Origin of the sequence: Paenibacillus sp. FSL R5-0473 (genome assembly GCF_038004565.1) — a bacterium.
GTDB classification, from domain to species: domain Bacteria; phylum Bacillota; class Bacilli; order Paenibacillales; family Paenibacillaceae; genus Paenibacillus; species Paenibacillus amylolyticus.
In genome coordinates this window covers 4930049-4952762 of record NZ_JBBORL010000001.1, presented here as the reverse complement: position 1 = coordinate 4952762, position 22714 = coordinate 4930049, and the positions used below count along the sequence as shown (strand labels likewise).

Sequence of the window (22714 nt, the reverse complement as noted above, 5' to 3'; positions counted from 1 at the left end):
GGTAATTTAATTTGGCAAAATATGAAAAAAAGATTCACGCTCCGTTCATACGTGCTTGATATGCTCTCGAAAGAAAGCGTAAGGAACAGGTATAAAAAAATATGCGGAGTGGTGGGGACAAGTCATGTCATCGTTGATAAGAAAGATTTTTGGGAAAATGATGTTACTGGTGTTATTGTTAGGCATGATATTAGAGGCAACTGGATTAGGGACCATGCCACTATCGGCAGCAGTATCCAATCAGGGATTAAATCCGGGTAAATTGGAGCAAGGAGTCGTAGCTAATCTGGAGGATACTGATCAGTTAACGGCATTCATGGATGGGATGATGGATGTGCAAATGCGATCTTTACAGATTCCAGGCGCAGTCATTTCGATTGTGAAGGATGGGAAGATCCTGCTCTCCAAAGGGTACGGACATTCGAACATCGAAGAAAATAAACCCGTTGATCCCCAAACCAGCTTATTTCGAATTGCTTCAACAACAAAGCTGTTCACATGGACCGCCGTGATGCAATTGGTTGAGGCGGGCAAGCTTGATCTTGATACAGACGTCAACACTTATCTGAAAACGGTGAAAATACCGAAAACCTATGAGGAACCGATTACGTTGCGCCATCTCATGACCCATACCGCAGGATTCGAGGAGGGCGGTGTAGGTTACCAGATCACTACCGATCCGGGGAAACTTCCCGTCTCTATTGCTGAAACGATGGCGAAACATATGCCTGCACGGGTTAAGCCACCAGGCGAGATGCTGTCGTATTCCAATTATGGCGCTTCACTCGCGGGACTTATCGTCGAAGAAGTGAGCGGTGTTGCCTACAATGACTATATACAGAAAAATATATTTGATCCGCTGGGCATGAATTATGCTACGGTAGAGGAGCCTGTTCCAGCGTCTCTGGAACCTTATGCCGCCCTTGGATACGCCCGAGCTAACGGCGAGTTTGTAACCAAACGGCCAACGTATGAGGGAGGATTTCGTCCTGCGGGATCAGCGAGCGTGTCGGCGAACGATATGGCTCATTTTATGATTGCCCATCTTCAAGACGGGCGATATGAAGATAAACAAATGCTCAAGCCGGAAACAGCCAAACTCATGCATTCTCCGGCATTCCAGTTTGATGAACGTTTACCCGCCATGGATCTGGGCTTTTACGAGTTGAATATGAATGGGCTACGTGTGATCTCTCATGGAGGGGCCGATGAGCTGTTTAATACAGCCCTTTATCTTGTACCGGACAAAAAAGTGGGCATCTTTGTTTCCTATAGTGGAGGGGAAGGCGGAACGGCAGCAGAAGGGTTGGCGCAAGCCTTTTTTGACCGATACTATCCTGTACATGCAACTAAGCAGCCTAATGAAACTTCTATCGAATTAGGGGAGTCTCTGGAAAAATATGCAGGCTCCTATCAATTTACACGCCGTAATCACACGAAGATCGACAAGTTTTTCAGTTTTCTGACTCAAATCAATATTGAGTTTTCGGATAACCGACTGTTTATTGGAAGTGGTGCAGATCAGCAAGTGTATACTCCGATTGGCGTGAATTTATTCCAGGAGGTCGGAGGGACACATCAGATGGGGTTCCGCACCGATGCAGAGGGCAAGGTCACGTATCTGTTTCTGGATATATTAAACCCAATGCCGCTGGAACCTGCACCGTTAATGAACCAATCGAAGTTCTGGCTCCTCTTGCTCGGCATTTCGGTTGTTCTGTTCATCACTGTATTGCATGGATTTGTTTATCGCAGACGCGAAATCAGAGCGATGCCAAAAGCGCAGAAATGGGCAGTACGGTTGTCAGCTATTACATCTATATGGGGACTATTAACCTTGGGCGCAACACTTCTCGTGTTGAACATGAATCTGATTGATCGGCTTAGCCATATTCCACTATCTTTACGTCTCTATCTGTTTATGCCGGTTATCCTTGTAGGGTTGACTGCGGCAATATTCATCATGAGCGTCCTGGCATGGAAAAACCAATATTGGACGTTACTGAAGCGTGTGCATTATACGTTCGTAATGGTAGCAGCGGTGATCTTGAGTTTATTTTTCTATCATTGGAACCTGCTGGGCTGGCATTTTGGTTGAAGACTTCCTCCCAAGTGGAAGAAACAAGATAGATATCGGAGGCATACATTTCATATGACCAAAATCCTAGTTGTGGATGACGATGTGCATATTCGTGAGCTGATCACCTTGTTTTTGCGTAATGAAGGATTCGAGATTGTGGTAGCTAAGGACGGTGCGGAAGCACTGGAGATTGTGGGGGAATCCCCAATTGATCTGGTTATCCTTGATATTATGATGCCGCGATTGGATGGTTGGGAATTATGCAGGGAGATCCGGCGTATGGATCTGAATATGCCATTGCTAATGGTCACGGTAAAAGGGGAATCGGCTCAGAAAGTAAAGGGATTTCAGTTGGGAACAGATGATTATTTGACAAAACCCTTTGATCCGCTGGAACTTGTGATGAGAGTAAAAGCATTGCTGAAACGTTACCTGATTGTCTCCTCCCAGACCATTCAACTAGGGGGCATTATGCTGAATCGACGTAGCTTTCAAGTGATTCGTGGAGAGGAAACAATCAATTTGCCTTTAAAAGAGTTTGAATTGCTGTTCATGTTGGCAAACCAGCCTGGGCAGATTTTTACCCGGGAACAATTAATCATTAAGATCTGGGGAAGTGACTATGAAGGGGATGACCGGACAGTTGATGTTCATATCAAGCGACTACGTGAAAAATTCGCTGGTGATGCACACCATTTTCAGATTGAAACGGCTCGTAGTCTGGGCTACCGGTTAGTCATCACATGATCAAAACCTTATATGTTCGTATTATTTGCACGTTTCTGGTCGTCATTGTTTTCAGCTTGCTAACCTCTTTCTTCATCGGGATCTTCCTTTTCAAAAAAGAAGTAAATCATATCGGTCAGAATGACATGATTTCTGTAGGGGAGGAACTGATCCGTCTATATGAGCAAACGCAACCTGACGACAGGGATGCTTTCATCAAAAGTATGGTGAAAGTATCCTCCTATCCCATTCATCTATATGACGTTTCGGGTAACGTAACCTTTTATGACCTAGACAATACAGAGACCGTTGAAATTGCACCAGAAGTGGTTCAAATGGTGTTGCAGGGTCAGATCTATCGTTCTCCCGGAGAAGTGGAGCAGACGTTCATCGGTCTTCCTTTTCCATACAAAGGGGAACCACAAGCCACGTTTATGCAGTATTCTCCGCAGAACGAAAATATCATTAATCGGATGATTTTGCTGGTGTTATTGCTTGCACTGTTGATCGGAAGTTTTTGTATCCTTATTGCTGCAAGGTATTTGGTAAAGCCGATCCAGGTGTTGACGCGGGCAACCAAACGACTGGCGAAGGGTGATTTTAATGTGGAAATTCAAACAAAACGTGTGGACGAAATGGGAGCATTGACGCAGAGTTTCAATGAAATGGCGAGTGAGCTTAAACAGCTGGAACAGATGAGACAGGATTTTGTCTCCAATGTATCTCACGAGATTCAAACGCCGCTGACCTCTATTTCCGGTTTTGCCATGGCGTTGAAAAACAGCAGCCTGGTTGCGGAGGCTGATCGTAACTATTACCTCGATATCATTATTACGGAGAGTGGACGACTATCCAGACTTAGTGATAATCTGCTGGAGCTTGCGTCTCTGGATTCCGATCATCATCCGTTCGAGACAACCACCTATAATCTTGATGAGCAAATCAGGCAAGTGGTGGTGACTTGCGAGCCTCAATGGTCAGCCAAAGGCATTCCAGTTCATTTAGAATTGGTGGACGGTATCAAAATCAGGGCAGATCAGGATCAGCTTAACCAAGTGTGGATGAATTTACTAGGCAACAGCATTAAGTTTACTCCCGTGGGTGGGCGTATCGAAATACGCACGAGCCAGTCTGTGGATGGAATCTTTTTCACGATAACCGATTCGGGCATTGGAATAGCGCCGGAGCAACTGGATTATGTTTTCGAACGGTTTTATAAAACAGACCTGTCACGCGATCGTAGCATTAGTGGTAACGGTCTGGGCCTCGCCATCGTCAAAAAAATCGTGATGCTTCATCACGGAACTGTCGAAATGAAAAGTCAGGTGGGCGTGGGGACAACGGTGATGGTTCATTTGCCTTCCGGATGATTACAAAAATGGATGTAGAGCTGCCAAAGTTATTTCTCTGGTAGCTCTTTTTTTATGAGTTTTCAGATTCGTTTATCATCACGAGTTATCAGGGTAGGATTGATTACGTAACAGTTCTGGCAAAGCATGTAGCACTTGCATACGTTCCAGCGCACCCTCCATATTCCAATGCTGCCCTACGTGATACACTTTGCCGTTACACACCGCAGGAAGATCACGCCAATAGGGGCTTTCCATCCAACTCACGTCGCGCTCATAAGAAGTAGGGTCAGTGACGTCCCCATCTCGAGTTGCAGAAATCATAAAAATACGATCCCCTACATAACGCTCAAAATCGCTTTCCTCGATCTTAACAAAAGCCTCGCCTTGCTCTATTAATGTCGCTACTTCATGAGGAGGTCTGAATCCATTGGCATGGTACAGTGTGTTTGTGAGACCTTGAGAGGCCATGACATAGAGATTTCCATCATTTCCGTCCACAAGAACTGTGGCACTTTCGCCGTGTTCCAATGCACCTTTACACACATTCCACATGTATTCAGCCATGGCTTCATAGCGGATCAGCCAACGTTCCGCTTCTTTTTCTTTGCCGAAAAGTTGGCCCAAGGTCCGCAAGCGGCTATCCAATGTTTGCTCACGATCCAACACAATGGTTGGAGCAATGGTATTCATTTCATCCAGAGAAATGCCATAGTAGTTGGCGACGAGAATAAGATCGGGCTTCAGCTTTCGAATCTCCTGAGGCTTGGGGGGAAAGCTGATTTCAGTTGTGTTTTGCATTGGAGCGGTATCGATGAATTGGCCTAATAGACTCTTGGGACTACCGACTGGGAACAAATCCAGGGCCATCAAGTCACTTGTTGTATTGCGATCCAGATATACGATACGTGATTTGTCCTTGGGGAGTTCTAATAGCCTTCCTGTAGAGTCACGGAAAAGAATGTCCTTGTCCCTGTCGCTTTGCTTATACATCGCTGCATACTCTCTAGGAGGCAACCCGGTCTTCTGACGAAAACGTCTGACAAAGTAATAATGATCATTGAATCCAACCTGATGGGCGATGGACTCAATGGTTTCTTCTGTCTGTAAAAGCAATTCCTTGGCTCGATTCAAACGAATCTCGGTTAGATATTCAATCGGGGTTTTGTCTGTCAGTGAGCGAAACAGCTCATTGTATTGCCATAAGGAGACCCCGGATATATCGGATAGTTCCTGCACTTTAATTTTCTCGGCGTAGTGTTCCTGCAAATAGATAAGGGTGCGTTTAACGGCATCTCTGGTATTTTCCAAAGAGTGAGCTTTCGTATTCTGTTCAGAGAGAGACAGCATCAGCATATGGAACATAGGTTGATAGGCATTGCTTTCTGCTTTGTTGATATAGGGGCGTTGACGAGTCATATCCTGAATAATGGTGTGCACGCTGGAATAGGAACGATCGGATCGCAACGTACTTCCATCAAAGGCAGGACTTGTGTCAAACCAGACGGACGAAGCCTGAACTTTAATTACATGAAAAGAAAACATATAGACAGCGAACGGCTCATGATCCTGCCTGGTTAGTACAATGTTGCCTCCGGGTCGAATATAAAAACACTGTTCTTCAATGGCAGTAAGGGTCTCTTCCCCCAGATCCAACCTGAAGTTTCCCGAAACGACAATGAGGAGACGATGCTCTTGCGAAGGCAGTATGCTGAGGGGTTCCTCCATAAAATCAATCTCGCTAAGCGAATAGATTCCATGTACCTGATCGGTATGTAATAGAAGCTTCATGCCACAATCCCCTTACTAATTGATAACAATTCTCATGGAATAGCATAGTGTAAATACGCTCTTTTTTCAACCAATTGATAGGCGAGATAGAACATAACTTGGTGTTACACCTGCTAAGTATTGTCTGAAAAGCCCTGGAATTGTCCATTGATGCGCCTATGCGGGATCGTTACTATAGGTAGAAGATAGTGATAATGATTATCACTAAAACAGAGTGAATGGGGAGAACGTCATGTATAGTGTGAAACGATGGGGATGGTCTATTGGTGCGGTTCTGGTGCTGAGTATCGGCCTGAGTGCTTGCAGTAGCAATGAAGGTGCGTCGGTAAATGACGGAACAACGCAGCAGACAACCGTAAAAGAAAAGGAAGCCGCTGCGGAGAAACCGGAAACCAAAGATTACGTGGATTATCTGGGACGTAAGGTAGAGATTCCAACTGATCCACAGAGGATCGTCTATTATGATAATAAAACCTTCGGGGACATGCTGGTACTTGGAGCAGATGCAGTCGGTCAGGATAGCCGATTCGAATCAATATATCAGGATCAAGTCAAGGACATTGAAGATCTTGGTGCGCCGTTGAATCTGGAAAAGCTGGTTGAGCTTGAGCCAGATCTGATCATCACAGGTCTTCACGCTCAAGGGGAGGAGTTGGATCAGATTGCGAAAGTGGCGCCGACGGTCGGAATCGACGTAGATGCTCCATTGGAGCAGCGCCTGCCTATACTTGGTCTCCTGTTGAATAAGGAGGCAGAGGCACAGCAGTGGATGGTCGATTATGATGCGAAATCGGAGCAAGCCTGGAATGCGTTCAAACAGAGTGCGAACATCGGTCCGGATGAGACGGCAACGATATTTTTAAACACAAATCGTACGCTGTATGTTATGACGACAGGGCTGGCTGCAGACTTATACTCACCTTATGGACTGGATATACCGGATGAGGTGAAAAAGGTAACGATTGATGAAGAAATGCCATGGGCTCAAATATCACTTGAGAGTCTGCCATCGTTTGCCGGGGATCACGTATTCCTGATGGCAGCTGGGGCAGGGGAAGATTCCGCTGAGAATGACGAACTGATGAAGTCAGCCATATGGAAGGACCTTCCTGCGGTTAAGAACGGTCATGTATATGTAGTGGAGCAAAAGTGGAATAAACGTGATGCCTACACGATGCATGAATTTTTGAATGAACTGCCTGCCATGATGAAGCAGCAATAGTTCGGTAATAAGTAGTAGAGTCGAGAGCCTCCTGTTCAAGGGGGTTCTTTTTGTTCTTTTTGTACTATCGTTCTACTCCACACTTTGAGATGGGCTCAGCTTGTACAATCAGACTTCACCTTATCTGTCTGCCATATTCATTAAGCGGTTATCCTATACCTATATGTGTAGTGAATCCGTTTCCTCACATTCCTTGTTGTATTTCTGCGGCACATCTCGTACAATTTGGTGGAGTAATTCTGCATTGCGTTAATGTAAATGTGAAAATTAAAGATTACATCAGGAATCTGTACACAAGAAAAGGGGAGAATCGTTTGGAATCAAAGCAACTATCTAGAGGGCTAAAGCCCCGCCATGTAGAGCTGATTGCACTCGGAGGTACAATCGGCGTTGGTTTGTTCATGGGATCGGCAAGTACGATCAAATGGGCAGGACCATCCGTGCTGCTGGCCTATTTACTGGCCGGTATCGTTATCTTTTTTGTCATGCGTATTATGGGTGAAATGTTGATTCAGGAGCCGGTCACGGGTTCGTTTGCTACATTTGCTCACAAATATATTAGTCCTCTTGCCGGATTTCTGACTGCCTGGAGCTACTGGTTCCTGTGGGTTACGGTTGGTATGGCGGAAGTTACGGCAATTGGTATCTATGTCGGGTATTGGTTCCCGGATATTCCGCAGTGGCTGCCTGCACTTGCTGGGGTGCTCATCATTGCGGCGGCAAATCTGGCGGCCGTGAAGTTCTATGGGGAATTTGAATTCTGGTTTGCGATGATCAAAGTGACGGCTATTGTGGCGATGATCGTGATCGGAACGGGTCTCATTTTCTTCGGCTGGGGGAATGGGGGTCAGGCGATTGGTCTGTCGAATCTGTTCAGCCATGGTGGCTTCTTCCCTGGAGGCATCAAAGGTTTCCTCTTTGCACTGTGTATCGTAACGGCTGCGTATCAGGGCGTTGAAATGGTCGGTATTACAGCAGGCGAAGCGGAGAATCCGAAATACACCTTGCGTAAAGCGATCAAAAATATCGTATGGCGTATTCTTATTTTCTACGTTGGCGCCATATTCGTAATCGTAACCCTGTACCCTTGGAACGAAGTGGGCGAGACGGGCAGCCCGTTTGTGCTCACCTTTGCCAAAGTTGGTATTGTTGCTGCAGCGGGGATCATTAACTTTGTGGTGCTCACGGCGGCCATGTCGGGATGTAACAGCGGGATCTACAGTGCAGGACGGATGTTATACACACTGGCTGAGAATGGGCAGGCACCTGCCTTTTTCAAAAAGCTGTCCAAAGGCGGGGTTCCCCGCAACAGTATCGTCATTACAATCTCCTTGCTGCTGATAGGGGTTGTGCTGAACTACCTGATGCCGGACTCCAAGCTGTTCCTGTACATCTACAGTGCAAGTGTTCTTCCGGGCATGGTTCCATGGTTCGCGCTGGCGTTCAGCCAGTTCCGCTTCAGAAAGCGTTGGGGCAACGAGATGGCGGATCATAACTTCAAGTCCAAATGGTTCCCAATCAGCAATTACATCATTATTGTGTATCTGATTCTCGTCATTATCGGTATGGCGTTTAACCCGGATACGCGCTTGCCTCTGGTTGTTGGAGCTACGTTCATGGCAATCGTGGTGGCAGGATATTTTGCATTTGGCATCGGAAAAAGACAACGGATAGATGGCGGCGAAGATCGCTAGTCCAATATTCAAAAATCAACTTATATCGTAATATCATACATGCATTCCTTGAAACGATTGGAGAACCTGAGGGTGATTCAGCGTCATTCAGGGAGTGCATTTTTTTATCCGGAAAAATCATGCTTGAATCTCCTGTAACTGGAGGTTTTAAGATTGGAATTATAAAGATTGCACTAAAGCCTATTTACACTTGCCACTTCGATGACAGAACAACCTTCTGATCGCTGTTATCCCCTGATTTTTTTGATTTAATTTTACAAAGGTGAAAATCTGGGGATAAAGGCGGGGTGTATGCTTCCGAAGTAGCTTTCTTTCAGAAAGCTTTTAGCATCCGCTTCTTCAGGTTATTTCTGTCCTCTACGTTCTCGTGTAAATGTTTAGTTCAATTTATATAATAGCTGCTGCGCAATAATATCATTCCGATTTAATCCGTGGCAGAATGGGAGGCTTTAAGTATATGAGGACAATAGAATGGATTTATCTTATTTTCAACCTGCTTATGTTCGTGGGGGTAATCGGGATTGGGAGACAGAGTCAACATTTTCGGAAAATGGTATGGGGTGGATTTGCCATATCGGGTGTGCTGTTGATCATCCATGGTGTGGTCGAAGGACTTCGTTGGCCGATGATTCCGGCGTATCTGCTCACGTTGGTTCCACTGGTTGTGTTATTTACAAAGGCAAGACGCCAGCAACAGTCAGGTGTAACCTCGCTGAACAGCAAAGGTTCCGGGGCATCTGCTTCCACATCGACTGTGACGAGGAAATTCGGACGTGTTCGAATCATCGCAACGTCTCTTCTGGTGTTGGTATACGCTATTGTGAGCATTGGCTTGCCGCTGCTGTTCCCGGTGTTTTCGTTTGCCAAGCCAGCAGGTCCTTATGGAATCGGAACAGTATCCTACGACTGGACAGATAACAGCCGTGAGGAGTTGCTGACGAGTTCTGTTGGTGATCAACGGGAGCTGATGGTACAGATCTGGTACCCAACGAATCCAGACGCAGAGGGAGCAACAGCCCCTTATGTTAATAAGCCGGAGATCTACGGGACAGCCTTCAATGAAGTGCTGAAACTGCCAAAGCTTTTATTTTCCAGTCTGAGTCAGGTCAAAACACATGCGATACAGGAAGCTCAGTTGTCTGATGCCGAAGCCAAGTATCCGGTTGTTCTTTTCTCTCATGGTCTGCATGGCTATGAAAATCAGAATACGTTCCAGGTCGAGCAGCTGGTCAGTCAAGGTTACATTGTTGTAGGCATTAATCACACGTACAGCAGTCTGGTGTCCGTATTCCCGGATGGACGTGTGGCGCAGTTTGAATCGGAAGGAAAAGAAGGCTTTGAACAGCTGCAATTCAGTTACATGGACAAGTTGAATGAGACATGGGTGCAGGATGCACAGTTTGTACTGGATGAGGTAGAGAAGTTGGGTACGGGAGATCCGAGCGGACGCTTTACCGGACGAATGGATCTGGACAATATCGGCATGTTTGGGCATTCATTTGGCGGAGCAACGACAGTACAGATGTTAATGAATGATCCACGTGTGAAAGCAGGCATGAATATGGACGGTGTATTGTTTGGCGAGAAGCGTATTCCTGCGGAAGGCGTGGGCAAGCCGTTCCTGATGATGAGTGCAGACTCAACCGTTGCAGGCACAAGTGTGATGAGTGACGAAGAGATTGCTGCGATGGGCACGACCCGTCCGGAAGCCGAGAAATATTACGAGGAAGTGTACGAGCGCTATGAGCCGGTAACCGCAGGAGGGAACTTCTGGATGGAGCTGACCAACACCAAACATCTGAGTTTCTCCGACCTCTACCTGATCTCTCCACTGCTCGAATGGACACAGGGTGTAGATGCGCGGGGGACACAACAGTTGGTCAACGATACAACGATTGATTTCTTCAACCACTACTTGAAAGGGCAAACGCTCCATATGGACAAGGAAGTGGGAGAACATGAATCCTATTCGTTGAAAAAAGGCTAAACGTATAAATGGAAGGAGACTGAAGTTCAGTCTTCTTCCATTTGGTTTAAACGTAACCGCATGCCCTCCTGCAACAGGTTAATGCCATCTACAATTTGGCTCCATTCGGGATTCATCACCTTGCACAGCTTGTTAAAACGCAGAATGCGATCCGTCACAGAGTCCAGCATATATCGGGCCTGTTTGCGAAAAAATATTTCTGGTGCTTCCGCATGCTCAGCACTTGCATACATCAACACAAAGTCCCACACCATGCTTTGCACAGCAGGGCTATCGATTGCCCAACGCTTGTCCAGCGCTTCGGTAGTGCGAATGCGAATAGCCTCCATTTTTTTCACCCAGACGTCCGCTTCGACTTGTGGCTGATTCGCCATAATGAAGAATGGAACCTCCAGCCGAGCCAGATCAGCCCAATAGGCCGGATCATTGATCAGTTCCTGAATTTCCTTCCAGGCCAGTGTTTGCTGAGCCGTCAGTTTGGTATCTTTCATCATGTATTTATCGAAAAAGTGCAGAAACGACACTCTCCAATCCTGCGGAATGCTGTCCAGCAGATGGGATTCATCCACCTTGGCAGCAACAAATTGTTTTCGCCTGCTCGCATTGGCCGTCAGGGATTCTACCAGACTGGAGATGTAGGTAAGAGACTGCTCCGAGCGCAGTGAAGTTTCTTCTTCATGCTGCCTCGCTTGCTGCAAAACGGAGAGCATGGAATTCATCGTGCCGATCTGGGTTTCCAACGCTTCAATCTGTAGATCCAACGCCTGTGCTACCGCCAGTTCACCCGACATGAGCTTTCGAATATCCGATATGCTGAAATTCAGATAACGAAGCGTTGTAATGAGTTCGAGTTGCCACAGGTCTTGCGTTGTATAAAGTCGATGCCCGCCTTCCGTATGATTGGAGGGTTGTAACAGTTCAATCTCATCGTAATAACGGATCGTTTTCACCGTGGAGCCGATCAGTTTGGCTGCTTCACCGATGGAATAGGGTTCTTTATTTGCATTCAACGAGATCACCTCATGTTCTATTATACAATCTCCAGTTAGGGGAGATTCAATGTGTGACAGTTGTCTGGGAATCCAGTTAGCTTAGTTTAAATTCCACCCATCTCGGTTACAAAGGAAAGAGTGCAACTTTTATGAAAATTAAATTCACAACAAATAAAAAAATACGTTTATACGATGGATATCGTGTAAATAACCAAGGAGGAAATTGAACATGGCTAATCAAGATCAGCACACCATGCAAGATCCAACGACCCAATATCCAAAGGCTACACCGGAGTGGAAACAGCAACAGGATGAGCCGGGGCTCCAGCGTGAGATGACCCCTGTTCCCGATGCGGGTGAGAAAAGTTATAAAGGCAGCGGACGATTAACGGGACGCAAAGCAGTTGTGACCGGGGCCGACAGCGGAATTGGCCGGGCGGCAGCGATTGCGTTTGCCCGTGAAGGTGCAGATGTTGTTCTGGCCTATCTGCCGGAAGAGGAAGCAGATGCGCAGGAAGTTGTGAAGCTGATTGAGGAAGCCGGTCGCAAAGCAATTACGATGCCAGGTGACCTGAAGGATGAGAAATACTGTGAAGAACTCATTGAATCTGCGGTAAAAGAGCTTGGCGGGATTGATATCCTTGCTAACGTGGCAGGTAAACAGCAGTTTGTAGAGCAGATTGCGGATCTGACCACCGAGCAGTTCGATGCAACGTTCAAAACAAATGTCTATTCCATGTTCTGGCTCTGCAAAGCAGCTGTGAAACACATGAAGCCGGGCAGCTCCATTATCAACACATCATCGATTCAGGCGTATAAACCTTCGCCAATCCTGCTGGATTATGCAACAACGAAGGCATCCATTAACACGTTCAGCAAAGCGCTAGCCCAACAGGTGGGTAGCAAAGGGATACGTGTCAATGTTGTTGCACCAGGACCGGTATGGACACCGCTCCAGGTCGTGGGTGGACAACCAGTCGAGAAGCTGGCCGATTTTGGCTCCAACACACCGCTTGGTCGGGCAGGACAACCTGCCGAGATGGCTCCGGCATTTGTGTTCCTGGCAAGCCAGGAATCCAGCTATGTGAGCGGTGAGACACTGAATGCAAATGGCGGTACGGTTAGCCCGTAAATAGTTTAGGTAATCCGATCAAGGTATCAGAGGATACGGTCTCCATATTGGGGGCGGTACCCTCTTTTTTTGTCATTAAGATGAGAGAAATAAAATATTTTCATATATGAAAGCGTTCTTATATAAAACGGAAAAGGTACATGGTAATATATTCAAGAACATGATCTTCGCTCCCAGCTCTGAGAGTGCGTTGCTTATACAATGAATCTGTTCAGATTAATACACTATGCCTAGGAATCGAAGGAGGAATTCTGTAATGGCCAAGAATGTACTTAAACTAGGTGACCCTGTCATAAGCACGTACACATCATATGGGACATTAACATCCGTTATGCACGAAGATTTATGGCCATGGATTTTCAATAACTTTATACAAATCAGGTATGCACATGGATGGGGAATTTTTTCGTTTGATTCTCATCAGTTTCTGCTAAGTACCTGTCCGGGAATTTCCTTTTACAACCTGCCACAAGAAATTGTGATTAGCAAATGGGGAACATCACTTAAGCAAGTGATTACGGAAGCGATAGATATGGGATATTATCTATATATTTATGCAGATAGATACTATATTGCGTGTACAGACTATTATCAAAAAGAACATCTCATGCATGAATTATTAGTGTATGGGTATGACCTGGATCAAAATTTGATATACATTGCTGATAATCTTGATGATGGTAAATTCATACAAAGCGTATGTAGTCTGGATGAACTTGAGAAAGGCTACTGGACCATGTCTAATGAGTACAGTTTTTGGACAGAAGTGAGATTTCTCAAGCCTATCCAGAATATCAATTATGCAATTCATGTGGAGCAGATTATAACGGCGATGGAAAACTATCTTAACTCAAGCGAGACATATGACTTAGTGAGAGATCAGAAATACGATTTTGGAATGCAAGCCATTCAACGCATCTTTACCGACATTGAGCAGGCAGCCCTAGTTGGAGAAGCATTGGATTCACGAGTCTTTCATCTTTTGTATGAACATAAGCTACTAATGGAGTTACGTTTATCTTATTTAATGGAGAAATTAATCATTGAACGAGATTCAACCTTTATGGAATTAAGCACTATTCTGAAACAGGACTACTTTAAATTGAGAAATATAGTTCTGAAATACAATATAACGCGTGATGCAAGTACACTCAGTAAAATAAGTGAGAGATTACAAGAGAATCTCATGAAAGAGAAAGCATTTATTTCTTCTTTTATTACCAGATTACAACAGGTTAAATCAATGGCTTGAAGTCATCTAATAATAGACAAAAAATCCCCTTTGCTTGTTAGAAAGCAAAGGGGATTCCTGTGTAACTAAGTTACTTCTGCTCTGGTTTCGGGTCCAGAATGGCATAACTGCCTAGCGTGGCTAATTGTGCTGTATTCAGAAGCGCTTCATCCACTGCAGCGAGGGCTTCACCGGCAGCTGTCATCAGCTCATCAGAATCAACAGGTGAGGCGAAACGGAGAATGACTCTGCTCTCTCCTTTTTTGAGTTCACTCTCAGCCTTGGTTTTGTACTCATTAATGGACGCGACTTCGAGATCATTCTGTACATAATAATCATTGGCATCGCTCTCGCCATTAAACATCGCGAGCTCGGAATCAAGCCAGTAATCTTGATCCGCTATTGTTTTCTGACTGGCAGCAGTCTCATCGTTGGCATTGTACAGGAAGTACGGGATGCCGGAGTTCGTCAGGTTGTTGGTGGCATCGACATGGAACCATTCGTTCCCGATTTTGACCTTGTTCCATGCATGTGGAACGCCGCTGGAAGCGCCCGTTACAACGATACTTTCCAATCCCGAGAGATCGGAGAGCAATTTGTAAACGGAAGCATAGCTGGCACATACCCCAACTCCTCTGACCAGAATACCGTATGTGGTAAACGAGTCATTAAACTGTGGATCGACATTTTTGAAGTTGTTCTGCTCCGCATTCTCCAGCGCTGCATCGTCATACTTCGCGTTATCGTTCAGATAATCGTAGATGGCTTTTCGTTTCTCGTCTTCGTTCATGCCGTCTTTGATAATAGAAGCCACGACTTCGTTCGCTTTGGCAATAATCTCATCTTGCTTCTTCTGGATACCACTAGCCGATTCATTGTAATGAATCGAAAGGGTAAGCGTACCATAGTTGTATTCGAAACCTTCCACACCAAGAATCAATGGATTCTGGTACATCACTTTCAGAACAACATCTGAGAGTGCCGTGAAATTTTGAGCTTCGGGAAAAGCTTTTAACGAAATTTTATCTTGTGTAGCAATCATATTTTTGGCTAAAACTTCTTCCAAAGCGGAATCTGCATTGATCATTGCATCGCCTGTAGCAGGCTGAGGCACGGTTTCCTGATTACCTTGTTCTACATTTTGCTGCGTATTCGATTTCTGCTCATCTACCAGGTTGTCTTCTACAGCTTCTGGAGCTGGAGCAGGTGTTTCATTGGAAGCTTCTTCAGAAGCCATATCTGAAGAATTATCAGAAGTATCATCGGAAGCCTCAGTAGATAGAGGATCAGTTGCATCTTCTGAAGTCTCAGTATCGGTTGTGGACTCTGTAGTTGGAGTTTCCGAAGCCGGTGCTTCTTCTGTTTCTGTTGCAGACTCAGGTGCATCATGATTGTTGATGATTGTTGGCACGTCAGGTGCAGGAACGTAAGGTGTGTCATTCTTCGGTTCCACCAGTCCGTTGCTGGAATCGGCTACGGTTTGCTGAGAAAGTTTGTCCAAATCTGCTTGAGTTACATTCTCTACGCGTACGTAACTTTTCAAAGCTGTTCCTTTAATATGAAAAGGAATATTCGTTTCATTGAACTCTGAAATCTCTACGCTTTTGGTATCATAGACAATGGTTTCACGAGCTAGAGAGCCGTCATTGTACTCAACTGTTGCTTTCTGAGGAAGTACATCTATATTCTTTAATTTCTCCCTATACAATTGTTCTTTCAGAGATGTTGGCAACTGGGAAGCAAGCGGAGCTGTAGGGACACCTCTGCTAAAATTGGATTCTTTGCCTCCACCGATTGCAGTGACGTAATATTCTCCTCGTATACCATGGTTCTGAGTGGTAGTTATCATTTCATTATAAGTGCCGAGCCCGCCTTTTCCGTCTCTCAAAAAATCATTGAAAGACGTCTCTGTCGTTACCGCAATATCTAAAGGCAGACTATTACTGAACGCGTCCTCTGCGCCAGTTAGAGGTACATTTGTATCGAAGTTGGTTAGGTCAGAACGTTTATAAATTTTATATTCGGTGGCACCTTCAACCTTGTCCCAGACCAACTTGAACCGTCTATCTTTGTCAATTTCGTATCTTAGGTTAGGTACGGGTAACTCCGATTTCACTGTAAACGGAATAATGATGGGCTGATCGAGTAGTGTTAGATTTTCCGCATCTGGATCATAATTCAGACGAATGTAATAAATGGGGGCACCGCCCCAAGAACTTTGATCCTTGTTCATCATGGAATCTGAACTTAAAACGCCCCATCCAAGAGGTCTAATAGAAATACTATTGTCATGAATATCTGATAATAAAGGTACTTCACTTGCTTTGAGTGCTTTAATATCGGTATGTACGGATATGGTATCTCTCAGGGACCAATTAGATTTTCCTAAATCTGCTTTAAACTTGAACGTAAATTCTTCATCTTGAGCTACGTTGTACATCGGCATGATCGCTTGTTCCGATTCAGAGCCGTATTTCTGCTTCAAACTTAAAATGGTAGAACCTTCTACTATTTCTGTTGGATTATTTTCGGACGGACTGCTTTCCTGCTCAGTACTCTGGCATCCAGCCAGTAACAGGGTGAGCGCAAACATAATGAAAAATAGACGTTTCATGATACACCGCTTTCTTGTTTTTCTGAGTTGCTCTAATGGCTACGTTCTACACACCGAAAGATTATCAAATATGGTTAAAACCCATACTCGAACCTCTTAACAGCCAAACCTCCTATTAATTTCCTAATATCCTTTGCTAGTTTATGGTCATATTGACGCATTGTCAAGGTGAGAGGGTAGGTTTTAAGACCTGTAGAACAATAGAACAGTTGTAATTCCGTAGCGGGGGGACCATGTTAAAATACAAGAGTTACTACATATTTATATATAATAGAAGAATAATTGAAATTGCGAGTGCGGTATACCGAGTGGAAAACGAACGAATTGCAGAGTATTGGATTCAGATCGACAGGATGGGCATCGAGAAACAATTGGAGCGTAATCGGAGCTGAGTTTCTCAGCTCTTTTTTAGTTTTCAGTTCTTTGTAAGCGTTCCCGTGTTATAATGAACAAAGTTGTATACAAGTTACCTAAAACGTTTTCTGTCTTTTAACTCCATAATCTGAAAGTGAGGTTCAGTGATGATTAAAGCAACGGAAGATAATCAATATGTTGAACTAACAAGCCCGACAAGTTTACCGAAGGCATCCGGATTCCTTTGGAATGAAAAGATGATGATTCATGTGAATTGCCGGGGGTACGCGGTGGCCCAATTCATGCAGCCCGAACCTGCTAAATACTCGTATGCGCCCAACCTGGAAGCCAAGACGTTTATGCAACCGGAGCAGCCATACTATGCCCACCATCCGGGACGGTTTGTCTACATTAAAGATGAAGTAAGTGGCGAAATCTTCTCCGCCCCGTATGAACCCGTTCGCAAGCAGGCGGATAGCTATACGTTCGCTGTCGGTAAACACGATATTCATTGGAAAGTGATTCAGGACGACATTTGCATCGAGATGTCCCTGCGTTTGCCGAAGGAAGATGTCATGGAGCTGTGGCGTGTGAAGGTAACCAATCTGTCTTCGAGAAAACGCAAGCTTAGTATCTACCCGTATTATACGGTCGGCTATATGTCATGGATGAACCAGTCCGGTTCGTATTTGGAAGATTTGCAGGGCATTGTCTGCTCGGCGATTACGCCGTATCAGAAATATCAGGATTATAGCAAAATTAAAAATTACAGCGACAAAACCTATCTGCTTGCAGATCACCAACCGACTGGCTGGGAAGTAAATCATGAGACTTTTGAAGGCGAAGGTGGACTACATAATCCTTCGGCCCTGCAGTCGGAGACACTGGCTGGTGGAGATGCACGGTACGAGACACCTGTAGCTGTATTGCAATATAGAGTCGAACTGGAAGCAGGAGCGGAGCAGGCGTATCGATTCATCTTTGGTCCGGCTCATGATGAGACAGAGATTGAGGGCATTCGTCAGCATTATTTTGTGAAGCAGAATGAGGAAGGACAGGATGGTTTCACCGCAGCCGAGCAGGAGTATGCTGGTTATATTGCGGAAGGGCAAGGGAACATCCAGATTGAGACACCGGACAGCTGGCTAGATAATGTCGTGAATCATTGGTTGCCTCGCCAGATGTACTATCATGGCAAAACCAACCGTCTGACAACCGATCCGCAGACGCGGAATTATTTGCAAGACAACATGGGCATGAGTTATATTCAGCCGCAGATTGCACGAGCTGCGTTCTTGACCGCTTTGTCTCAGCAGCATATAAGCGGCGCGATGCCAGACGGCATTATTTTGCACCCGGACGCAGAACTGAAATATATTAACCAGGTTCCTCATACTGATCACTGCATCTGGCTTCCGGTCTGTATGAAGACCTATTTGGATGAAACGAATGACTATAGCATTTTGGAGGAACAGGTTGCTTTTACAGACAGTGAACAAAAGGTTTCCGTACTGGAGCATATGAATCTTGCAATGCGCTGGTTGATCCATGAGCGTGATGCGCGTGGGTTGAACTATATCAATCAGGGTGACTGGTGTGATCCGATGAACATGGTGGGGTACAAAGGCAAAGGCGTATCCGGCTGGTTAACCATTGCGTCGGCATATGCGTTCAATGTGTGGGCAGATATTGGTGAACAGGCAGGGCATGGCGAGGTTGCAGCGGAATTCCGTCAGGAAGCCACTCAGACCAATGCGGTAGCCAATGAGTATCTGTGGGATGGGGACTGGTATGCCCGCGGAATTACAGATGATAACGTAGTGTTTGGTGTAAGCAAAGACGTGGAAGGGCGCATCTATATCAATCCTCAGAGCTGGGCACTTATGAGCGGTGCTGCGGATCAGGAGAAACAGGAGAAGTTAATCCGTGCGGTAGAGGAGCAATTGGAGACGCCATATGGTGTCGAGAAACTCGCGCCGTCTTTCACAGCGATGCGGGAAGATGTAGGCCGTGTTACGCAGAAACATCCGGGAAGTGCGGAGAACGGTGCAGTGTACAATCACGCGGCGGCGTTCTATATATATGCGTTGTACCTGGTGGGCGAGAAGGAGAAGGCGTATCGTTTGCTGCGTAAAATGATTCCGGGTCCTGATGGCGAGGATATTCTCCAGCGGGGTCAGCTACCTGTATTTATCCCGAATTATTATCGCGGAGCTTATCGGCAATTCCCACGTACAGCTGGGCGCTCTAGCCATCTATTCAATACCGGCACGGTGCCTTGGGTGTATCGTTGTCTGATCGACGGATTGTTTGGATTGCAGGGTCATGCACAAGGGCTTCAGGTTCGTCCGCAGTTACCAGAAGATTGGAACGAGGCATCGGTAACGAGGTTGTTCCGCGGGGCTGAGCTGCATGTAAACATGAAAAAGGATGCAACTGTCCAGCAAATTGAGGTGCATGTTGACGGTCAACGGATTGCAGGCGACATCATCAAGAATATACAGGCCGGCGTGAAATATGAGGTGCTGGTGAAGCTGCCTTTGTAGAAAAGCGCAAGGAGTAATGCTGAACGATCTGAAGAGTTTTGGAAAATTACGAAGACAAATTAAAAACTGCCTTTCCTTTATAGAAGGAGGGCAGTTTTTGCTTTCAAGATGTTGTTTTGAATTGATACGTTTGTCAGACTGAATATGATGAAAGAATCCACAAGCTAAGCTTGATTAGCAAACACTCTATTCTTTGACTCTGTACCAATAGGTATAAATCTCTGAATAACCCAGCTTGGCGTAAAGTTTCAAGGCAGGTGCATTATTCGCAACCACTTGCAGGTAACTGGAGGTAGCGCCCTGTCTTTTTGCCCAATGCAATAGATGCAAGATCATCTGTTCAGCAAGTCCCCGATTCCGGAAGTTAGCGTCTGTTATGATGTCATACAATCCAATGTAGCCACGTTCGATGACACCAAACCCACAAGCGACGACTTGCCCATCGATCAACAGCGAGATGAAACCTACCTTTGTCCGGATATTGTCCAACATTAATTCCGTCGTTCCCCGTTGCAGATCATTCACCTGATTTAACCTGCAAAAATGATCAAGCCACGCTGTGGTCAACTGTTCGTCGATCTGTACAGCCTGGTGTGCAGGCTCTTTGATCTCTTCCAGGCTCCTGATCTGGATACGAGTCAGATCCACAACAGTATACCCTTTGTCTTGCAAAAGTTGGTCGAGATGATCCGGCTGAATAAACGGTGTGATTTTAAATATGGTACTTAACTGATTGGAAGCATAGATGCGCTCACATTCTTCAATCTTTTTATGCACATCCAGAGTGGAGTAATGGATAGGTTGAACGGAGTTGGCACGTTTGGTATATCCTTTGGCAAAACGGAGTACCCAACCGTCATATAATAAGGTGGACAAGGGTTGCCAGTGGTTAAGCGATAGTTCTTCAATGGTTTTATGTTCTGAATCTATGGTATGCGTCATATCCAACCTCCGATTTTATAATTAAATAATAATACATAATTGTGTATAAAAATACAATACAAACATATATATCGCCGAACAGTATGCATTATAGCCGGAGATGGTATACAATTTGATTTGAATGAATAACTTCAGAAGCGGAGCGCATTATGTTAACTATAGAATTAAATAATCACAGCATTAACTGTCATATCCAATACGGCAAACGCAAGAAAGTGTCCATCACGATGGACTTGCCTTATATGGTAACAATCAAAGCACCCAATGGTACCAGTGAAGACATGATCCGGCAACTTGTAGAGCAGCACGGGGATGTAATTTTGAAGAAATCCGCACTGATGCAGCGGGCGCTCGATGGTCCTCAAGCCAAGGAATACGAAGATGAGGGCAAGGGGAAGTTTCTGCTTTTTGGCAAGGAGCATGCACTGCATGACTTAATCCCTGTAGAGGGTCTGACAGAAGAAGAGCTGCGAGCGAATCTGAAGAAGTTTTATTTTGCCGAGTGTAAACGTATGATTGGGGAGCGCATCGGTCGCTATCAGCAGGAGTTGAAGGTGAAGCCGAAGTCAGTAGAGATCGTAGATTCTCCCACCAAGTGGGGCAGTTGTAGCTGGGACAAAAAACTTACGTTCAATTATCGCCTGGCGATGGCGCCACTGGAAGTGATCGATTATGTCATCATTCATGAACTTTGCCATATTCACCACATGAATCATGACCGCTCTTTCTGGCGGCGGATCGGCAGCATCATGCCGGATTACAAAACAAAAGAAGATTACCTGATGCGAAATGGTCGGGCTATGACACTATAATTCCAGACCCAAGTTTGTACTTGATACGATAGATCCCTCCATTATAATTCGTAAAATCCGCGATGGTCCCACTGTTTGCAGTGAGCGGCTTCGCGGATTTTTTGTTATGTCTGGATCAGGAGTGGGTTACTTGAACGCCGTATTGTGTGAAAAAATGAGTAACCGCATCCATGTTCATTCGATCATCAAACAGATGCTCAGGATAATAGATGCCTGGAGCCATAGTTTTGTCCATTGGCATCATCAGTATCTTCTCGGCTTGCACCGCAGCGCCGAGTGCAGTCATGTGGGTCTGACCGAGTGGGTCAGAGACCGTCATCGTTCGTTCAACCTCATTCCCTTTCGCATCCAATCCTTTCAATTGAATGACCAGATGATGTGCACTCCCAGTTCCTGGATTATAGAGTAACTTTCGCCGGAATGGCTTGAAACGTTCACCGCTGATCATCTTCCATACTCCAGTTTTAACCAGTCCCGTGAGTGCATAGGTAGATACTTTACTATCGAATGCAATGCGGAAGCTGGTTGAATCAATATGACTGGTATGAGGTAATGTGACGTGATCGGGTGTATCCAATCTGTAACATGGAGTCGTATACCCGTTCGGGAAATGAACTTTGATCGGATCTGTCATGGGATAGACGAGTCGATGTGTATTGGCTTCGGTTATCTGAAAAGGAATACTCATCCGGTCCATGAAGGCTACCGAATCAGGGCCGGCCTTATCCCGCAGCGACCATAGGGCATGAATGTTTAGTTCGACATGTTGCAGAGAGTTAGAAAGTATCATGGCAAAGAGTGACGCCGTTCCTGCCATCCATCCAGAGGACAGCACTACCGGAGAATGAAGCTCTTCCTGCTCTACTGTACGGATCGCTTGATTGAACACCTCAGTCCAGCGTGTTATATCGATGAGGGGAATTTTTCTCCGTACGGCCGACACCAGTAACCGATCATCCAGATCGTTCACTGCATTAATGATTAGCGATATATTCTCTCCTGCGTGAATCAGTGGATCGTCTGCATGGGTATCAACAACAACCGTTTGGACACGATTGGATGGAAAAGGTGCTGCTTTACCCGCAGAACGGCCTCCCAGTACCAATTCCAGATCAGGATGCCTGTCATGCAAAATGCGGGCAAGCTGTGCACCTACAGCACCATAACCTCCAGCGATAAGAACTCTTTTTCTAATCATTCTATATACCTCCGTTGATATGTTTATGTACTTATACGTTTAAA

Annotated in this window: 15 protein-coding genes and 1 pseudogene; 11 read left to right on the top strand and 5 right to left on the bottom strand. The window is 45.5% G+C overall.

The window, feature by feature from the left end:
- The first annotated feature begins 184 nt into the window (after positions 1–184).
- Genes MKY28_RS21700 through MKY28_RS21690 form a run of 3 tightly spaced genes read left to right on the top strand, consistent with a single transcriptional unit; the run spans position 185 to position 4176 of the window.
- Positions 185–2098: a serine hydrolase domain-containing protein gene (locus tag MKY28_RS21700; RefSeq protein ID WP_340936978.1), complete on the top strand. Its 1914-nt coding sequence runs from the start codon at positions 185–187 to the stop codon at positions 2096–2098.
- A gap of 54 nt (positions 2099–2152) precedes the next feature.
- A complete protein-coding gene (locus MKY28_RS21695; protein WP_340936977.1) occupies positions 2153–2827 on the top strand; it encodes a response regulator transcription factor in 675 nt (224 codons plus the stop codon).
- Positions 2824–4176, top strand: coding sequence for a sensor histidine kinase (locus MKY28_RS21690; RefSeq protein WP_340936976.1), 1353 nt, complete (start codon positions 2824–2826; stop codon positions 4174–4176). Before MKY28_RS21695 ends, MKY28_RS21690 begins: the two co-directional genes overlap by 4 nt.
- A gap of 78 nt (positions 4177–4254) precedes the next feature.
- On the opposite strand, the gene MKY28_RS21685 is transcribed toward MKY28_RS21690, so the two are convergent.
- On the bottom strand, positions 4255–5946 hold the full coding sequence (locus tag MKY28_RS21685; RefSeq protein ID WP_340936975.1) for a helix-turn-helix domain-containing protein: 1692 nt from the start codon (positions 5944–5946) through the stop codon (positions 4255–4257).
- 232 nt (positions 5947–6178) lie between these two features.
- On the opposite strand from MKY28_RS21685, the gene MKY28_RS21680 reads away from it, so the two are divergent.
- The 3 genes from MKY28_RS21680 (at position 6179) to MKY28_RS21670 (ending at position 10849) form a co-directional block, all read left to right on the top strand.
- Positions 6179–7168: an ABC transporter substrate-binding protein gene (locus MKY28_RS21680; RefSeq protein ID WP_340936974.1), complete on the top strand. Its 990-nt coding sequence runs from the start codon at positions 6179–6181 to the stop codon at positions 7166–7168.
- 314 nt (positions 7169–7482) lie between these two features.
- Positions 7483–8862, top strand: coding sequence for an amino acid permease (locus MKY28_RS21675; protein WP_076253758.1), 1380 nt, complete (start codon positions 7483–7485; stop codon positions 8860–8862).
- 457 nt (positions 8863–9319) lie between these two features.
- Entirely contained in the window at positions 9320–10849 is a 1530-nt protein-coding gene (locus tag MKY28_RS21670; protein WP_340936973.1) for an alpha/beta hydrolase family protein, read from the top strand.
- A 26-nt stretch (positions 10850–10875) separates the two neighbouring features.
- Here the strand turns inward: MKY28_RS21670 and MKY28_RS21665 are convergent, their stop codons facing one another.
- Entirely contained in the window at positions 10876–11859 is a 984-nt protein-coding gene (locus tag MKY28_RS21665; RefSeq protein WP_179086590.1) for a MerR family transcriptional regulator, read from the bottom strand.
- Positions 11860–12070: 211 nt separating this feature from the next.
- Here MKY28_RS21665 and MKY28_RS21660 point away from each other — a divergent pair, with 211 nt between their 5' ends.
- Both MKY28_RS21660 and MKY28_RS21655 read left to right on the top strand, forming a co-directional pair.
- On the top strand, positions 12071–12973 hold the full coding sequence (locus MKY28_RS21660) for an SDR family oxidoreductase (protein WP_017690578.1): 903 nt from the start codon (positions 12071–12073) through the stop codon (positions 12971–12973).
- A 256-nt stretch (positions 12974–13229) separates the two neighbouring features.
- The gene (locus tag MKY28_RS21655; RefSeq protein WP_339197088.1) at positions 13230–14225 is read left to right on the top strand and encodes a hypothetical protein; all 996 of its coding nucleotides are present in this window, start codon (positions 13230–13232) and stop codon (positions 14223–14225) included.
- Positions 14226–14295: 70 nt separating this feature from the next.
- Here MKY28_RS21655 and MKY28_RS21650 read toward each other — a convergent pair whose 3' ends face one another.
- On the bottom strand, positions 14296–16818 hold the full coding sequence (locus MKY28_RS21650) for a transglutaminase domain-containing protein (RefSeq protein ID WP_340936972.1): 2523 nt from the start codon (positions 16816–16818) through the stop codon (positions 14296–14298).
- Between the two features lie 278 nt (positions 16819–17096).
- Here MKY28_RS21650 and MKY28_RS21645 point away from each other — a divergent pair.
- Together MKY28_RS21645 and MKY28_RS21640 are read left to right on the top strand one after the other, a co-directional pair.
- A pseudogene (locus MKY28_RS21645) lies at positions 17097–17210 on the top strand (ester cyclase); the annotation flags it as partial.
- 129 nt (positions 17211–17339) lie between these two features.
- The gene (locus MKY28_RS21640) at positions 17340–19718 is read left to right on the top strand and encodes a GH36-type glycosyl hydrolase domain-containing protein (RefSeq protein ID WP_340936971.1); all 2379 of its coding nucleotides are present in this window, start codon (positions 17340–17342) and stop codon (positions 19716–19718) included.
- A 186-nt stretch (positions 19719–19904) separates the two neighbouring features.
- Here MKY28_RS21640 and MKY28_RS21635 read toward each other — a convergent pair whose 3' ends face one another.
- Positions 19905–20660, bottom strand: a complete 756-nt coding sequence (locus tag MKY28_RS21635) for a GNAT family N-acetyltransferase (RefSeq protein WP_340936970.1) — start codon at positions 20658–20660, stop codon at positions 19905–19907.
- Between the two features lie 149 nt (positions 20661–20809).
- On the opposite strand from MKY28_RS21635, the gene MKY28_RS21630 reads away from it, so the two are divergent.
- Complete coding sequence (locus MKY28_RS21630; RefSeq protein WP_100526388.1) at positions 20810–21472, top strand: M48 family metallopeptidase; 663 nt, start codon at positions 20810–20812, stop codon at positions 21470–21472.
- 115 nt (positions 21473–21587) lie between these two features.
- Here MKY28_RS21630 and MKY28_RS21625 read toward each other — a convergent pair whose 3' ends face one another.
- Positions 21588–22670, bottom strand: a complete 1083-nt coding sequence (locus tag MKY28_RS21625) for a saccharopine dehydrogenase (protein WP_340936967.1) — start codon at positions 22668–22670, stop codon at positions 21588–21590.
- Positions 22671–22714: the final 44 nt, after the last annotated feature.